This is a genomic window from Pseudomonas sp. NPDC085632 (genome assembly GCF_044541255.1).
Taxonomy (GTDB): domain Bacteria; phylum Pseudomonadota; class Gammaproteobacteria; order Pseudomonadales; family Pseudomonadaceae; genus Aquipseudomonas.
The window spans coordinates 41,214-56,853 of record NZ_JBITSX010000040.1; the positions used below are offsets into that span (position 1 = coordinate 41,214).

General features: G+C 57.8%; 15 protein-coding genes and 1 pseudogene. 5 read left to right on the plus strand and 11 right to left on the minus strand.

Features of this window, described 5'->3' with window-relative positions; all coding sequences use genetic code 11:
- From ACIF4X_RS21655 to ACIF4X_RS21685, 7 genes and pseudogenes are all read right to left on the minus strand, one after another.
- Window positions 1-414, minus strand: a pseudogene (locus tag ACIF4X_RS21655) (calcium-binding protein); the annotation flags it as partial.
- Between the two features lie 333 nt (window positions 415-747).
- Window positions 748-2,082: a flagellar hook protein FlgE gene (gene flgE / locus ACIF4X_RS21660; protein ID WP_397483666.1), complete on the minus strand. Its 1,335-nt coding sequence runs from the start codon at window positions 2,080-2,082 to the stop codon at window positions 748-750.
- A 30-nt stretch (window positions 2,083-2,112) separates the two neighbouring features.
- The gene (gene flgD, locus ACIF4X_RS21665; RefSeq protein ID WP_397483667.1) at window positions 2,113-2,838 is read right to left on the minus strand and encodes a flagellar hook assembly protein FlgD; all 726 of its coding nucleotides are present in this window, start codon (window positions 2,836-2,838) and stop codon (window positions 2,113-2,115) included.
- 15 nt (window positions 2,839-2,853) lie between these two features.
- Window positions 2,854-3,297, minus strand: a complete 444-nt coding sequence (flgC, locus tag ACIF4X_RS21670; protein ID WP_003227217.1) for a flagellar basal body rod protein FlgC — start codon at window positions 3,295-3,297, stop codon at window positions 2,854-2,856.
- Between the two features lie 3 nt (window positions 3,298-3,300).
- Entirely contained in the window at window positions 3,301-3,708 is a 408-nt protein-coding gene (flgB, locus tag ACIF4X_RS21675; RefSeq protein ID WP_397483668.1) for a flagellar basal body rod protein FlgB, read from the minus strand.
- A gap of 370 nt (window positions 3,709-4,078) precedes the next feature.
- On the minus strand, window positions 4,079-4,906 hold the full coding sequence (gene cheR / locus ACIF4X_RS21680; protein ID WP_102354201.1) for a protein-glutamate O-methyltransferase CheR: 828 nt from the start codon (window positions 4,904-4,906) through the stop codon (window positions 4,079-4,081).
- Between the two features lie 46 nt (window positions 4,907-4,952).
- Window positions 4,953-5,885, minus strand: a complete 933-nt coding sequence (locus tag ACIF4X_RS21685) for a chemotaxis protein CheV (RefSeq protein WP_141129900.1) — start codon at window positions 5,883-5,885, stop codon at window positions 4,953-4,955.
- 82 nt (window positions 5,886-5,967) lie between these two features.
- Between ACIF4X_RS21685 and flgA the strand changes: the two genes are divergently transcribed.
- From flgA to ACIF4X_RS21705, 4 genes are all read left to right on the plus strand, one after another.
- A complete protein-coding gene (gene flgA, locus ACIF4X_RS21690; protein WP_026000512.1) occupies window positions 5,968-6,729 on the plus strand; it encodes a flagellar basal body P-ring formation chaperone FlgA in 762 nt (253 codons plus the stop codon).
- Window positions 6,730-6,877: 148 nt separating this feature from the next.
- The gene (gene flgM, locus ACIF4X_RS21695) at window positions 6,878-7,204 is read left to right on the plus strand and encodes a flagellar biosynthesis anti-sigma factor FlgM (RefSeq protein WP_041074296.1); all 327 of its coding nucleotides are present in this window, start codon (window positions 6,878-6,880) and stop codon (window positions 7,202-7,204) included.
- Between the two features lie 48 nt (window positions 7,205-7,252).
- On the plus strand, window positions 7,253-7,720 hold the full coding sequence (locus ACIF4X_RS21700; RefSeq protein WP_397483669.1) for a flagella synthesis protein FlgN: 468 nt from the start codon (window positions 7,253-7,255) through the stop codon (window positions 7,718-7,720).
- 88 nt (window positions 7,721-7,808) lie between these two features.
- Window positions 7,809-8,555, plus strand: coding sequence for a flagellar brake protein (locus tag ACIF4X_RS21705; protein WP_397483670.1), 747 nt, complete (start codon window positions 7,809-7,811; stop codon window positions 8,553-8,555).
- Window positions 8,556-8,627: 72 nt separating this feature from the next.
- Here the strand turns inward: ACIF4X_RS21705 and ACIF4X_RS21710 are convergent, their stop codons facing one another.
- The 4 genes from ACIF4X_RS21710 to ACIF4X_RS21725 form a co-directional block, all read right to left on the minus strand.
- Complete coding sequence (locus ACIF4X_RS21710) at window positions 8,628-10,007, minus strand: MFS transporter (RefSeq protein ID WP_397483671.1); 1,380 nt, start codon at window positions 10,005-10,007, stop codon at window positions 8,628-8,630.
- A 69-nt stretch (window positions 10,008-10,076) separates the two neighbouring features.
- Window positions 10,077-11,318, minus strand: coding sequence for a glutamine synthetase family protein (locus ACIF4X_RS21715; RefSeq protein WP_397483675.1), 1,242 nt, complete (start codon window positions 11,316-11,318; stop codon window positions 10,077-10,079).
- A gap of 200 nt (window positions 11,319-11,518) precedes the next feature.
- Window positions 11,519-12,211, minus strand: coding sequence for a sensor histidine kinase (locus ACIF4X_RS21720; RefSeq protein WP_397483672.1), 693 nt, complete (start codon window positions 12,209-12,211; stop codon window positions 11,519-11,521).
- Window positions 12,208-13,812, minus strand: coding sequence for a tetratricopeptide repeat-containing response regulator (locus ACIF4X_RS21725; RefSeq protein ID WP_077574157.1), 1,605 nt, complete (start codon window positions 13,810-13,812; stop codon window positions 12,208-12,210). Before ACIF4X_RS21725 ends, ACIF4X_RS21720 begins: the two co-directional genes overlap by 4 nt.
- 282 nt (window positions 13,813-14,094) lie before the next feature.
- Here ACIF4X_RS21725 and ACIF4X_RS21730 point away from each other — a divergent pair, with 282 nt between their 5' ends.
- Window positions 14,095-15,372 carry a lysozyme inhibitor LprI family protein gene (locus tag ACIF4X_RS21730; RefSeq protein ID WP_397483673.1) on the plus strand — a complete coding sequence of 426 codons (1,278 nt, stop codon included), beginning with the start codon at window positions 14,095-14,097 and terminating at the stop codon, window positions 15,370-15,372.
- Window positions 15,373-15,640 lie beyond the last annotated feature (268 nt).

The window sequence follows — 15,640 nt, forward strand, 5'->3', positions numbered from 1 at the left end:
TGCGCCACTCGCGGAGACAGTGATACCAACGGCCTGAGCCGAGGTTGAGTAATCGAGGACATCGCTGCCCTGCAAGCCATCGAAGCTATCGGCGGCAGCGCCGCTGACGAAGGTGTCGCCCCAGTTCGTACCCCTGAAGACCTCGATGTCAGTGAACGTATCGCCCTTGGCGGAGCCGGTGTGTATACCCGTCTTGAGGTTAAGCGTCACCGGGATGACGTTGGTCACATCCTCATAACTGGCAATGTCGACCCCTGCCCCGCCATTGATCTGGTCGGCCCCTTCACCCCCCATCAACACATCATTGCCGGCGCCGCCATTCAAAACATCATCACCGGCATAGCCGCGTATCTGATCATCACCCGCGGTACCCACCAGGGTATCTGCCGCGTTGGTGCCATTTATAACTGCCATTACATCTTCCTTGTGTGGTGTGTCGAAACTACGCAGAAACGCCAGGCACTCGGGGTTTGACCCTCTCTGAGGGTGCACTGGGTTTGATTATTTGTAGGGCTGAGCAGGCGAGGCAGTATTTTTTATGACATCCATTTCAGCGCAGCCTGTCGCTGCACTGTGAGGCAGGCCGTACGAAAATTTGACGGACACCGCTTACTACTCGTGACGTCAGCAAGTTCCACACCACACGAGTCGACGAACGGTAGAGAATTGAAAAATTAAATGCTGTTTACGCACAAAAAAAAACCGACGCACTGAGGCGTCGGTTTTTGCTAAAGCCAGGTCCAGCCATCAGGTCATCTGAATGATGGTCTGCATAATGGTGCTCTGAGTCGAAATAGTCTTCGCGTTCGCCTGGTAGTTGCTCTGGCCCTTGATCAGGTCCACCAGCTCGTTGGTCAGGTTCACGTTGGACTCTTCCAGCGAGTTGGACTGGATGGAACCGAGGGTACCGGTTTCCGGAGCGTCATAACCCGGAATGCCCGAAGCGAATGTTTCCTTCCAGCTGGTGCCGCCGATCGCTTGCAGGCCTTGTTCGTTGGTGAAGCTGGCCAACGCAACCTGGCCGATGGCCTTGTTCTGGTTGTTGCTGAAGTTGGCGAACAGCGTACCGGTGCCGTCGATGGTCAGGTTGGTGATCTGGCCAGTGGCGTAACCATCCTGAGTCGGAATCGTGCGCGAAGTGTCAGCGTTGTATTGAGTGGTCTTGGCCATGGAAATGGTCACGCCATTCGGGTTGGCAGCGGCGCCGTTAGGCGTGAAAGTGCCGTTGGTCACAGTGCCCGGCTTCCAGGTCGTCAGCTTCAAGTCGCTGCTGATGAAAGGCTTGGTAGCATCCGCCGGATTCGGCGTGCTGACCTGAGTCAAATTGCCAGAGCTGTCGAACGTCAGCGTCGAAGGGACCGGATCGACTTTGGTTGGATCGCTACCGACCGCATCCGGGTTACGCCCGTCAACCAGGGTGTAAACCTTCCAGGTGTTTTCGCCGGTCTTCACCATGTACTGATCCATGACGTGGGAGTTGCCCTGCGTGTCATAGATCGGCGTGCTGAACGACTTGGTATAAGTCTCCAGTTTGGTCGGGTCGAACTTGACCGCGGTGGCGCCGGTATCGACGATCACCTTCTCCGACGAGTTCAGGTTGATGCTCGACGTCACCGACGAAGTCGATTTAGGCGCCAGGTTCGAGGTGTCGAGCTTCAGGTCGGTCAATACGCCGTTGATGATCTTGCCGTTGGCATCCACGCCGTAGCCTTGCAGGCGCGAGGTGTAATCGGTGTTGGTGATGAAGCCCTGATCGTCAACCTTGAACGTACCGGCACGGGTGTAAGAGATCGAGCCGTTGTTGCTCATGGTGAAAAAGCCCGAACCGTTGATACCCATGTCCAACACGTTACCGGTGTTGTTGATGTCACCCTGGGTGAACTGCTGGGAAACGTTGGCCAGGCGCACGCCGTTGCCGATCACTTTGCTGCCGGTACCCAGACGAGTTGCCGAGTACACGTCTTCGAATTCTGCGCGGGACGATTTGAAACCGGCGGTCGCGACGTTGGCGATGTTGTTGCCGGTCACGTCCAGTTGTTTGTTGGCTGCATAGAGACCGCTAAGGCCGATATTGAAAGACATATTCCACTCCTTTGTGCCGGTTAGTCGGCTCTATATACCAATGGTTTGTACTTTGGACAGGGCAACGGTGCCCTTGCCGGACAGGTTCAGCATCAGCTCGCCACCGGTCTGACTGATCGTCACGCTGTTGACGGTGGCTGGCAGATAAGTCGCCAGGTCCGTCGCGGTGCCGTTGATCGGTGCGTTGGCCTTGAAGGTGTAGGTGCCAACAGGCACGACGGTGCCGGCGGTGTCTTTGCCATCCCAAGTGAAGCTGGCGGCGCCCGCGGCGCGGCTACCCAAGTCGATAGTGCGAACCGTCTTGCCGTCCTTGTCGGTGATGGTCACGGTGCCACCCGCGATGGACGAAGGCACGGTGACCGAACCGGTCAGGCCCTTGGTCGGGTCATCGAGCTGTGCCGTGTTGGTCTGCACGATCACGTTGCGACCGACCAGCGACGACGCTTGCAGCGCTTGCGAGGAGTTGTAGTTGCCAGCAAGGCCACTCACGGTGGAGTTCAGCGTGGTGATGCCTTCCAGACTACTGAACTGTGCCAACTGGGCAACGAATGCACTGTTGTCCTGCGGATCGAGCGGGTTCTGGTTTTTCAGCTGGGTGACCAGCAATTGCAGGAACGCGTCCTTGCCCAAGGCCTGGCCGCCGGTGGAACTGTTAGTGGCCGAAGCAATGCCATCGGCGGTCGAACTGGTCTTTTTCGACGAGTTGGCCAACAGGTCCTTGGTGCTGATGGTGTTGCTGATATCGGAAACACTCATGGCAGTCGCCCCTTATTACTGACCGAGGGTCAGTACCTTCTGCATCATGGTTTTGGCGGTGTTCATCATTTCGGCGTTGGTCTGGAAGGACCGGCTCGCGGAAATCATGTCAGCCATTTCTTCCACCACGTTGACGTTCGGGTAGTAGACGTAGCCTTTGGCGTCGGCCGCCGGATGGTTCGGCTCGTAACGCGCTTCGAGGTTGCTCTGGTCTTCGACCACACCGAGCACCTGTACGCCTTGACCGGCCGCGTCCTGGCTCTGGAACAGCGAATTGCTGCCGCTGTTCTGGCCGCCCTGGAACATGGTGGCGAATACCGGGTGACGGGCGCGATAGGTCTGATCGATGCTCGACGAGACGGTTTCGGCGTTGGCGATGTTCGACGCCACGGTGTTCAGGCGTGTGGTCTGTGCGCTCATGCCGCTGCCGGCAATGTTGAAAACGCTGGACAGGGACATGGGTTACTCTCCGCGCAGGGCTGACACCAGCCCTTTGAATGCGCTGATGAGCAGGGAGAAGCTGGCCTGGAAGCCGACGGCGTTTTCCGCGTAGTTCGACTGTTCCAGTTGGGCGTCCACGGTGTTCTGGTCGATCGACGGCTGCATCGGCGTGCGATACATCAGCGATTCGTCGCCGTTGCCCAGGCCTTCAGCTTCGATGTGACGGCTGTTGGTCATGTTCAGGGCGATGGTGCCGTTCGCATTTTTCTGGGTCTGTGCTTCAAGCACTTTGGAGAAATCCAGATCCCGAGCCTTGTAGTTCGGGGTGTCGGCGTTGGCGATGTTGTTGGCCAGCACTTCGGCACGCTGGGCGCGGAAGCCCAATGCCTTTTCGTGAATGCCGAGCGCTTTATCGAAGCTGATGCTCATGTCGGGAACCTTCAGGTGACCGGTTTTTCGTAACTGAGCTTTAGCAAGCGCCGTGCCAAACCGAAAAACGCCCGTAAACCGGGGCTTTGCCGGGCGTCGGCAAAGCGGCAATGCCAGAAAAGCGGCAACCGGTTTCCGCCGGATGCCGCTTTTCTGCCGCTTGCCGTCCCATCTATATCACCGCCGGACAACTGTGGGAGCGAGCTTGCTCGCGAAGGCGGTGTGTCAGCCGATGCAAATGCTGAATGTGACGGCCTCTTCGCGAGCAAGCTCGCTCCCACAGGGATTTTTGGTGTTAAGGAGAATTTCTTCGGGCATAAAAAAACGGCAGGCCTTTGCGGGCCTGCCGTTTTTTGTATTGCCGCTGCAATCACTTCGCCTGGTAAATGATCCCCGGGCTGCACTGAACCATCTGGTAATGGTCCGGCAAACCGTTCAGCGCTTCGGAAGCGCCAAGGAACAGATAACCGCCTGGCTTCAACGTGCTGTGAATGCGCAACAGGATGTCTTTCTTCACTTCGGCAGAGAAGTAGATCAACACGTTGCGGCAGAACACGATGTCGAACTTGCCCAGCGCGGCATAGCTGTCGAGCAGGTTGAACGAGCGGAATTCCACGCGGTTCTTGATCGGCGCCTTGATCACCCAACGCCCCGGCCCTTTCGGGTCGAAGTAACGCTGCAAGCGATCGGCAGACAAACCGCGACCAATCGCCAGGCTGTCGTACTCGCCCGTCTTGCAGTTGGTCAGCATCAGGCCGGACAGATCCGTGGCAACAATCTGCACACCCATCTTCAACTGGCCGAGGTTGGTCCGCTCGAACTCGTCGATCGACATCGACAGCGAGTACGGTTCCTGCCCCGACGAGCACGCCGCCGACCAGATCCGCAGACGCTGGTTGGGGCTGGCCTTGATCGCTTCAGGCAGCACCTTGTTCTTCAAGACTTCAAACGGATAGGTATCACGAAACCACAGGGTTTCGTTGGTCGTCATGGCATCGACCACCTGCTCGCGCAAACCGCTGCGCGGCTGGGTCTGGATGCGCTGAACCAGCTCACCCAGGGATTTGATGCCTTGCTGCTCCATCAGTTTGTTGAGACGGCTCGAGACCAGGTACTGCTTGTTTTCACCGAGCAAAATGCCACAGGCTTTTTCCAGGAAGACCCGGAACTGTTCGAAATCCAAATTACCCGTAGACAATGATGCCGCCTCTTAAATCGTGTTGACCGCCAGGAGCAAAGCGCTCCTAGCTGATATCTGCTGCTTTGATCCGGTCGACTACCCGGGATGCCAGGTCATCAGGACGGAATTTGGCCAAAAAGTCATCGGCACCGACTTTCTTGACCATCGCCTGATTGAATACCCCCGACAACGAAGTATGCAGGATGATATGAAGCTTTTGCATGCGCGGGTCAGCGCGAATCTCGGCCGTCAAAGTGTATCCGTCCATCTCCGGCATCTCGATGTCGGAGATCATCATCAGAAACTCTTCTTCCGGCTTCTTGCCCTCATCGACCAGCTTGCGCAGGTAATCCAGCGCCTGCTTGCCGTCGTTCAGCGCCACAACTTCGACGCCGATCGTCTGCAGGCAACGCGTCACCTGCTTGCGCGCCACCGACGAGTCATCGACCGTCAAGACACGCAACGACAGTGCCTTGGTCTGGGTCTCGACATCGACCACGCCCACCGAAATCGCTTCCGGTGTCGGCGCAACTTCCGCCAGCACTTTCTCGACGTCGATGATTTCGACTAACTGATTGTCCACCCGAGTCACAGCGGTCAGGTAATGATCGCGACCCGTGCCCTTGGGCGGTGGATGAATCTCTTCCCAGTTCATGTTGACGATGCGCTCCACCGAGCGGACCAGGAAACCCTGGGTCTTGGTGTTGTACTCCGTGATGATCACGAACGGGTTGTTCTTGTCTTTCAACGCTCCGGAACCGGTGGCCATTGCCAGATCAAGGATCGGAATGGTCGCCCCCCGGATATTTGCCACCCCGCACACGACAGGACTGGACTTGGGCATCAACGTCAGCGACGGGCACTGCAACACTTCCCGCACCTTGAACACGTTGATTCCATAGAGCTGCTGGCCGTCGAGACGGAACAACAACAGCTCCAGGCGATTCTGCCCTACCAGTTGCGTGCGCTGGTTTACCGAATCCATTACACCAGCCATGCCCAGACTCCTACACCAACGCCAAGTGTTGTTGCGACGCACATTCATTGCTAAACGGCACGGCGCTTGCTTTTTAACTCGTATGAACGCTCAAACGACATTTTTCCGACACCTGACATCCCGCGCTCGCAAAAGCCTTTGCGCGATGTCAGCCGTCTGCTGCTTTTTCGCTGGCAGCCCTGCCATTGCTGATGCGGTTACCTTGCCTGACATGCTTATCGGCGTCACTCAGGGCTTTCTTGAGTTCACCGTAGAAGACTATCTGGCTACCAGTCAAACGGAAGGCCGCTACGAAATCGAAGTAAACCAGCTCGACCCCCGTATGCGCATGCCTATGTGCGACAAGGAATTGACAGCCACTCTGGAGAGCCCGGCGCGTCCGCTGGGCCGGGTAACGGTCAAGGTTCGCTGTGAAGGCGCCTCGCCCTGGACCGTGTTCGTGCCCGCTCAAGTCCGCCTGTTTCGCGAGATTGTGACGACCACACGCCCACTGAAACGCGCCGGGATTATCGAGCCGCAAGACGTAACCTTGCGAGAGCGCGACGTAAGCACGATCAACCAAGGCTTTCTGACCTCGGTAGACGAAGCGATCGGGCAGAAATTAACCCGACCAACGGTAGCCGATCAGGTCATTACCCTGGTTCATCTGGAACAGGCCGAAGTCATTCGCAAGGGCGATCAAGTGGTCATCACTGCGCGCAGCGGCACGCTCGCCGTGCGCATGCCCGGCGAAGCGCTGGCCAATGGCGGTTTGAAAGAACAGATCCGCGTGAAAAACCTCAACTCGCAACGGGTCATCAAGGCGCAAGTCACCGCGCCCGGCCAAGTGGAAGTCGCGATGTAGAAAACTGGCGCTGACCCCGGCTGTTCCCTAAACTGTGCTGCAGCAGGACACGCGCCGGCGCATGCAAGGCTCATTGTAAATGTGCCTAAAGTTTTCCAGGGGATGGCCGAAAACATGGCAAGCGTCCAAATTCCCAGAGGTTTTTATCATGGTCATCGATTTCAGCCGTTTGAACAGCTCCTCGTCACTTACGGGCAGTACACGTACCAGCAACGCCAAGGAAACCGCCGAAACCGGTACCTCTGCGCCGCTGAATACCCAGGCCGAAACGGCCGGTACCGCAAAAAGCGGGGAATCGGTACACCTCAGCAATGAGGCTCAACAGTTGCAGAAGGTCACTGACAAGCTGCGCGATCAGCCTGCTGTCGACAAAGCCCGAGTGGCCGAGTTGAAAGCCGCGATTGCCGATGGCAGCTATAAAGTCGACAGCAACCGTGTAGCCAGCAAACTGCTCAACTTCGAAGCCCAGCGCTAGGCCTTTGCCAGCGCGAGGCTTTTGGACGCTTAACACCCAAGGCCAGCCATGCACGACACTAATTTATTGCAACTGATCAACGACGACTTTGCTCCAGCTCAACAATTGCTGGCGTTGCTGCAAACCGAATCCCTCGCGTTGCACGGTCGTGACATGCCCCTGCTGGAAGAAATTCTGGCGCACAAACAGGCATTGATCATTCTGCTTGAACAGCATGGCCGCAAACGCAGCGAAATCCTCGCCAGCCTCAACCTGCCGACCGATCGCACAGGTCTTGAGCAACTGGCCAGCCAGTCGAGCATTGGCGAGCAGCTGTTGACGCAAGGCGATGCATTGACCGATCTGATCGCTCAATGCCAGGCCGCCAACGTCAAGAATGGCCAGTCCATTCAGATCCAGCAGGCCGCCACGGCCAATCAGTTGAAGATCCTCACCGGTGGCGAAGCGCCGGCGCTGTATAACGCCAGCGGTACTTTTGCCAAACCTGCCATACCGCGTCCGCTCAGCCAGGCATGAGCCGTTGATGCGCCAGCTCTATCAACCCGCGAAACATGCTGGCAAAATGCTGGCTAGTCGTCATATTTTGTCTGGAGATTGATAAACCGTGTCCAACGCCCTCAGCGCGGATGATGCTCCGCAGCCCCCTAAGGTGCTCACCACGCCACTGGAAATCTCCAGCAACCTGCGCCAGCTGCAAGAAAGCCACGATCCGCTGATCATCACCTTTCATGAGCGCAGCCAGCGCTTCCAGAGCTATCTGATCAAAGTCGACCGCGACAGCGCTTCGATCGCGCTGGACGAGATGATCCCGCGTGATGGCGAACGCTTCCTGCTGGCCGGCGAACCGTTCAGGGTTGAAGGTTTTCACGAAGGTGTGCGCATTGCCTGGGAATGCACCGGCACGCTGAACATCGAAGAGTCCGAAGGTGACCGCTTCTACACCGGCGAGTTGCCGACCGAGGTGGTTTACCACCAGCGCCGCAATGCATTCCGTGCTGCGCTGAAACTGACTGATCTGGTCAGCGTTGAACTGGGCGGCGAAAAGCTCAAGGCGCCGATCAACGGCAAACTGCTGGATATCTCCGCGACCGGCTGCAAGCTGCGTTTCGAAGGCGATATCACCGATCGCCTGCAATTGGGTCAGGTCTATGACCGTTTGATTGCTCCGCCACTGTTCGGCAACCAGCCGACTTCCGTCGAACTGCGCTACCTGCACTTCGAAGAAAAACTCAACATCACCTTCGCCGGCCTGCGCTTCCACAACATCAGTGGTCAGGCTGCGCGTAACGTTGAGCGATTCGTGTATCAGTTGCAACGTGAAGCTCGCCGTTTCGACAAAGACGATATGTGATTCGCAGCGACAATAAAAAGGGCAGTCCCTGGCGGGGCTGCCCTTTTTTATGCGCGGTGGTTTTTGTTCAGTTCACGGTCTGCCGCCGCTGAGATCGGGCGCAGGCTTATCGGTATCCGGTTCGGTTTCTGCCGCAGGCTCAGGCTGCGGATCAGATACAGGCTCTGGATTCGGCGGCGTCTGCACAGGGTCCTGGACCATCTGCTCCTGCACCACCTGCTCATCTACTCGAGGGTCAAGCGCTGCCACCAGCGGCGAACTGGACATGCTGTCGGGCATGGCCACGTGATGCAGCGGCGCATCGTCGACCTGGTGCAGATTGGTCACGGCTTTCGGCCGGATTCGCCACACCAGCACCAGCGCGAAGAAGCTGAAAAACGCATACAGGCTCTGACTGCCGAACAGTTTCATCAGCACACCCGCCAGCAACGGCCCGATGCTCGCGCCAACACCGTAAGTCACCAACAGCATCGCGGTCAGCGACACCCGCCGATCACCCTCGACATGGTCATTGGAGAACGCCACCGCCAGCGGATACAGGCAGAACTGCACCAGTGAGCACAGGAAGCCAACCCCGAACAGCACTTCCAGCGGCACCTGCGGCAGCACCGCCAACGGCAACGCCGCCACCGCCAGGAACCCGGCAAAGCAGCGTATCAGCAGTGCCCGGTCGTAGCGATCGGACAACCAGCCCAACGGCCACTGCACCAGCAAACCGGCAAAAATGCAGCTACCCATGAACAGACCGACCTGCTCGGTCGACAGCCCTTGTTGAGAGGCATACAACGGCGCCAGACCGTAGAACGAACCGATGATCAAGCCGGCACCGAGCACCGTACTCAATGACTGCGGCACGCGCTTGATAAAGAAACGTGGCTCCATCGGCGCCGGATGCAGTGGCGCCGGGTGAATGCGCCGGGTCAACGTCACAGGCACCAGACACAAGGCGAAGCACAAGGCGACCAGCATCAGCAGTTCAAGACCCAAGCCCGGGTGCATGACCAGAATCAGTTGGCCGAGCACCAGGCCCAGATACGAAGCGATCATGTAACCACTGAACACCAGCCCGCGCTGGTTGGCGTCCGCCTGCTCGTTGAGCCAGCTCTCGATCACCATGTACTGGCACATCATGCCCAGACCGACGATGGTCCGCAGCACCAGCCACGCCGGTAGCCAATCGACCAGTCCATGGCCCAACACTGCCGCCCCGACAATCCCGGCACACGCAGAATAAGCGCGGATATGCCCGACCCGGGCAATCAACCGGTGGCCGATCTTGCCGCCCAGCACCAGGCCGAAATAGTTGGCCGCCATCAGCGCACCGACCCAGAGGCCGTCGACGTTGTCAGCGGCCAGACGCAAGGCCAGATAAGTGGATAGCAGGCCCGAGCCGATCAACATCATCAGCGAGGCGAAATACAGCGCTCGAAAGGATTTCCAGATTTGGCGCATCGGCGTTCCGAGCGGCTCCTTGCAGTAAAGACCGGGCTATCAAAACGATAGCCCGGTGGCGACAGTTCGTCAGGCCTGGGCTGCTAGAACACGCCGTTCCCAGGGAGTGATTTCATCAAAGAAGCTGGTCAACTCCATGGTCTTCGAAGCGATGTAGCCTTCGATGAACTCCTGTCCGAACAGTTCCCTCGCCAGTTGGCTACGTTTCAGACGCTCAAGCGCGGCGTGCAAGGTACACGGCAGCGAGAGGTTGTCCGGCACCTCGAACTCGCCCTGAATCGCCTCGCTCGGCTCCAGCTCATGCTCGATACCATGCAAACCAGCAGCCAGACTGGCGGCAATCGCCAGGTACGGATTGGCATCGGCGCCCGGCAAACGGTTTTCCACCCGACGAGCGACCGGCGAACTGGCCGGAATTCGTAGCCCGGCCGCACGGTTGTCGTGGGACCAGCAAGCATTGTTCGGCGATGCGTACGGATGACACAGGCGCTGATAGGAATTCACATTCGGTGCAAACAACGCGGTGAAATCGGCCATGCCTGCCTGCTGACCACCGATGAAGTGGCGGAACATCGCGGTCGGCTCACCGTGCGCGTCACTGAACACATTCTTGCCGCTGTCGATCTCGACGATGCTCTGGTGAATGTGCATCGAACTGCCCGGCGTATGCGCCAGTGGCTTGGCCATGCAGACCACGGTCAGGCCGTGCTTGAGCGCGACTTCCTTGAGCAGGTGCTTGAACAGAAACGTCTGATCGGCCAGCAACAGCGGATCACCGTGCAGCAGATTGATCTCGAACTGGCTGACGCCCATTTCGTGCATGAAGGTATCGCGCGGCAAGCCTAAGGCCGCCATGCATTTATAGACCTCATTGAAAAAAGGCCGCAGACCGTTGTTGGAACTGACACTGAACGCCGACAAGCCGTCTTCGCGACGACCGTCAAGGCCAACCGGTGGACGGAACGGCTGAGTTGGATCGGTGTTCGGCGCGAACACGAAAAATTCCAGTTCAGTGGCTACCACCGGCGCCAGACCGCGCGCGGCATAACGCGCAATGACCGCTTTGAGTTGACCACGGGTCGAGAGGTTGGAGCTTTCACCGGTCAGTTCATCGGCATCGCAAATGGCCAGGGCACGCGGGTCGTCACTCCATGGCAAACGATGGATCTGGGTCGGTTCGGCGACCAGCGCCAAGTCTCCGTCATCGCTGCCATAAAAACGCGCTGCTGGATAACCGCCCATGATGCATTGCAGCAACACGCCACGCGCCAGCTGCAAACGCCGCCCTTCGAGGAAACCCTCGGCGGTCATCACCTTGCCCCGTGGTACGCCATTCAAATCCGGCGTGACACATTCAATCTCATCAATGCCCGTCAATCGCTGCGCGAGTGAACGCTGGCCATCGGTTGTCATGACGCAATCCTTGTTATTGTGCGAGCCGCGAACGGCGACTCGTACAAAATAGGCTCCGGCTGTTCGGAATATCAAGCAGCGTCAAACAAAAATCTGAGTCACGGCAGATAAAGGCTGAACACCCCGCCGCCAAGCGGTCCGCCATTGCCGATTTCGGTGCGGCCTTCAACACCGTTGCGCTGATGCAGCGCCGCGATGCGATTGGCGAAATACAAACCGAGTCCGGTGCTGCCACTGCTGTGGTTGATGCCTTGCACATAATCGGCCTGACGCTCGAGCATCTCGGCCGGGTAACCGTCGCCGTCGTCGTTGATGCTCAGCACCAGTTGCCCGGCCTCGTCGCTGACGGTGATCAGCAGGGATTCGCGGGCGTAACGAATGGCATTGTTGATGCAGTTGCCCAGCACCGAGGCAACCAGCTCTCGGTCGAAGAAACCCAGTGGACTCAGCGGATCGACTTCATAGGTGGCGACGATCCCGCGACTGGCAAACACTTCTTGATGCGCCGCCAGTTGCGCCTCGATAAAGTCGTCCAGTTCGTGATACGCCGGTTGCAGCGGCATCTGATTGACGCCGAGCTTGTACAGCCCGAGCAACTGCACCAGCATGCCATTAAGGTGGGCGAACTCGAAGTCGATCACGCCTTGCTCCGAACCTTGCCGTTGCGCCTCAGGCAAGCGCGCCAGCCATTGGCTGTGGGCTTGCATGAGCAAGGCCAGCGAGTTCTTCATGTCGTGGACGGTGGAGGCGATCACCGTGGAAAAATCCAGCGCCTGCTTGTCGTTGCTCATTCGCCAAACGCCTTGCTTTTCAGCTTCTGATAACGCGCATGACGCGCGTCGGTGTCGGGCATCAGGCCAACCATTTTCAGGCAGGCCCGACATTCTTCCAGCTCCGCCGACGGCACCGAGGTGTCAGTGCCGTGTAGCAGCGACTGGGCCATGTTCAGCGCGATACTGATGTTTTTCGGTTGCATCTTCAGCGCCTTGCGGAAGACCTCGCGGGCCTCCACCAGATTACCGGTCTTGTACACGCGCACGCCCTGACGGTTGAGGTCGGCAGCGGCGTTGCTGGAGCTGAGAATTGTCGGGTCATCGGTCAGCTTGGCGATGTCTTTCATCACCGCCGGATCATCACCGTAGATCTCCGCGCAGCTCTTGAGCATCGACGTCCCCGCCTCGGCCTGACCGAGCATCTGCAATTGCTTGGCGACCAGCAGCGCCGCTTCCGGGCTCATGAATTGCTCCATGCCGTCGAGACGCATCAGCGCTTGCTCGGTGAGTTTGTCGGCCGTTTCGGCATCGTTGAGCAGCAGACTGGTGGCTTTCATCAAACGTGCGCGAATCTGCAGACCGGGGTCGGTCGGGTTCTCTTTGGCTACCGCGCTCAGCGTGGTGTTGATCTCCAGCCGCGTACGCGTGTCGAGGCCGCGCTCACTGCCCTTGCTGATCAACGCGTGGGCCAGCCCGAGGTTGCTTTCCGGGTCCTTGAAGCGCGACTGCGCACCTTGCGACACCGCTTGGCGATAAGCACGCGAGGCGGTGTCGAAATCTTCGTTGGCCATCGCCAGTTTGCCCAGCAATGCCTGCCGACGCACGGCCAATGGTGACAGTCGAATCGCTTCTTCGAGCACTTGCTGCGCCCCCTTGGTATCGCCTTCCGATACCAGCACATCGGCCATACCGTCATACAGCGACGGCATCATAGGGAACACTTTCAGCGCTTTCTCATAAACCCCTTTAGCCTGTGCAACCTGACCTCGCTTGAACAGCAACTTACCCAATCCGGCAAACGCCCACGGCAATGGGCGGTCAGCGATGATGCTGTCGTAAAGGCGTTCCAACGCTTCGTTCTGGTTCATGTCGCGCAGCGCATCAGCGCGGTAGCGCAGGCACAGCGGCGAATAACGGATGTCTTGCTTGCACAGGGCGATGCACGCGTTGAGCACCTCGACCGGTTTGCCACGGTCGAGGGCCTGCAGAATTGGTTTGAGCAATGTCTTGCGCTGTTCCAGACGCTCCAGGCGCTGGGCCAGGCCGGATCGGTTGAATGGTTTGGTCAGGTACGCATCCGGCTCGTGCTCCAGGGCACTGAGCACCATCGCCTGACTGGTCTCGGCAGTGACCATGACGAACACGGCTTCATGGCTGATGAGCTTTTCCAGCATCAGGTCTTCGAGTACCTGCTGACCGTTCTTCTTGCCATCACCCAGGTGGAAATCCTGCAGAATGAAGTCGTAGGACTTCTGCGCACACATCTTCAGCGCCTGCTCACCGGTGTCAGCCGTGTCGACGTCCTTGACCCCGAGCTCTCGCAGCATCGAACGAACGGAACTGCGGAAATCCGAGAAATCATCGACGATCAGAAAACTCTTTTGGTGATACGACAGCATCGAAGATTTCCAGGCAATTGAAGTGAGGGCAATTTCAGGCGCGCAGATAATAGCTGGCGGCCAAATGCTATCAAGCGATATCGCGCGACTTTTAAGTCACCGAATGGGTTATCGGCCAGAAGTGCTTTTCTCTGAAGCCAGTGCTTCAAGATTCCTCTCCCAGCCTTTACCCTGCGCACCAGGACAACCTCCCACTACAAGGCTTCGATCGTGTACATCAAAGGACGCTGCATCGTTTCCGCCTGCGCTCTGCTATTTGTTCAGCAGGCAATGGCGGCTGGAATGGATTGCACAAAAGCGGCGAATGCCGTCGAAAACACTGTTTGCGCGAACAAGTCGTTGTATGACCTGGATGCGCAGATGGGTGTGGTTTATCGGGATTTACTCAAAGCCTCTGCTCCCGCACAAGCTGAACTCAAGCGCACTCAACGGCTGTGGTTAAAAGTCCGCAATGAATGCGCCGAAAACGTTTCGTGCCTGAGCCAGCATTATCGCGAGCGCCTGCAAGCGTTGCACGCACAGTGGCAGGCAGCGGTTGCCTATCAACCGGATGACCTCGATAAACAGGCGCTGGACGATCTGCAAAAGCGCATTCAAGCCGCCAGTAGAGATGATCCCGAATTTGCGCTGGATCGGGTACTTGCCGCGTTGGCCGTGAAAACCCCTGCTGGCGGTTTTCACGGTGATCCCAGTGCAGAGGACTCTTTGATAACGCACTTTCCGACAGCGCAGCCCGAAGGCGTTGGTGCCGATGAATGGCGAGCGCTGACCGCCTCCCGGATCAATGACGCCGCCGAAACCGGCCTGACCTCTTACACTTTGCAGGATCTGGATGGCGACGGGCAGCGCGATCTGATCGTAAATACCTACGCCGGGGGCACCGGTCTGTTCACTTATGTGGAAACCTGGCGGCGCGATGGCGAACGGTTCGTCAAACGCTCTGTTGAGTCCGAAAGTTCGCTGTTCTACACCAACGATCGCGGCGCCAATCAGTCGGTGGACTGGATAAGCCTGCGTGGCAAAACTTACGCGGCTTATCGAAACAGCGAGTACGGTGCTGATCGGGTCTACTTGCTCAACCCGCTGAAAATCAACGTCCAGGTGCCCGCGGTGACAGTCCGTTATCGCTATGACCTCGACGTGCCCGTTCTTCAACACAAAGATGACGGCAACAGCACCTTTGAACTCGAACCCGATCTGCACCGAGCGCTCAATCTGGCAGTGACGAAAGTCAATGAAACCGCCGCTATCCTTTCAAAAGAACCGCTCTGCCCTGTTCCGGCGACCGGCGCCGGTGATAACGATTACTACAGCTTTGGCCCGGCGCATTACAGCATTGAAAAAGTCGTCGACCTGGCGGTCTTCATTGGCAATGATTGTTACATCGGCGCCTTGGTCGACTGGTTCGGCAGTTACAGCGAAAAGAATGGTTTGTTCGCGCAATTGGCATTGCGTAAACCGGACAGCGAGGACGGTAGCCGTACCTACGAAGTCTACGGTCGCCGACACATAACCGAAGTCAGCACTTCAATGGGTAAAATTGAGCTGAACGAAGGTTAGCCGCGCATCCTGTCTGACGTTGAAAATCAATGGTGCAGTCGCGCCTCACGTGGCAACTCGTCGGCTGACGGTAATGCAAAAAAGCCCCGTCGCAATGGAGATTGCGACGGGGCTTTAAATTTGAAATTGATAGTCTTCCCAAAGCTCCATCCCGGAAAAATTTTCCTGCGGACAAAACAAAACCCCAACTGCTTTCGCAATTGGGGTTTCGGAATTTAATCTTGACGATGACCTACTCTCACATGGGGAAACCCCACACTACCATCGG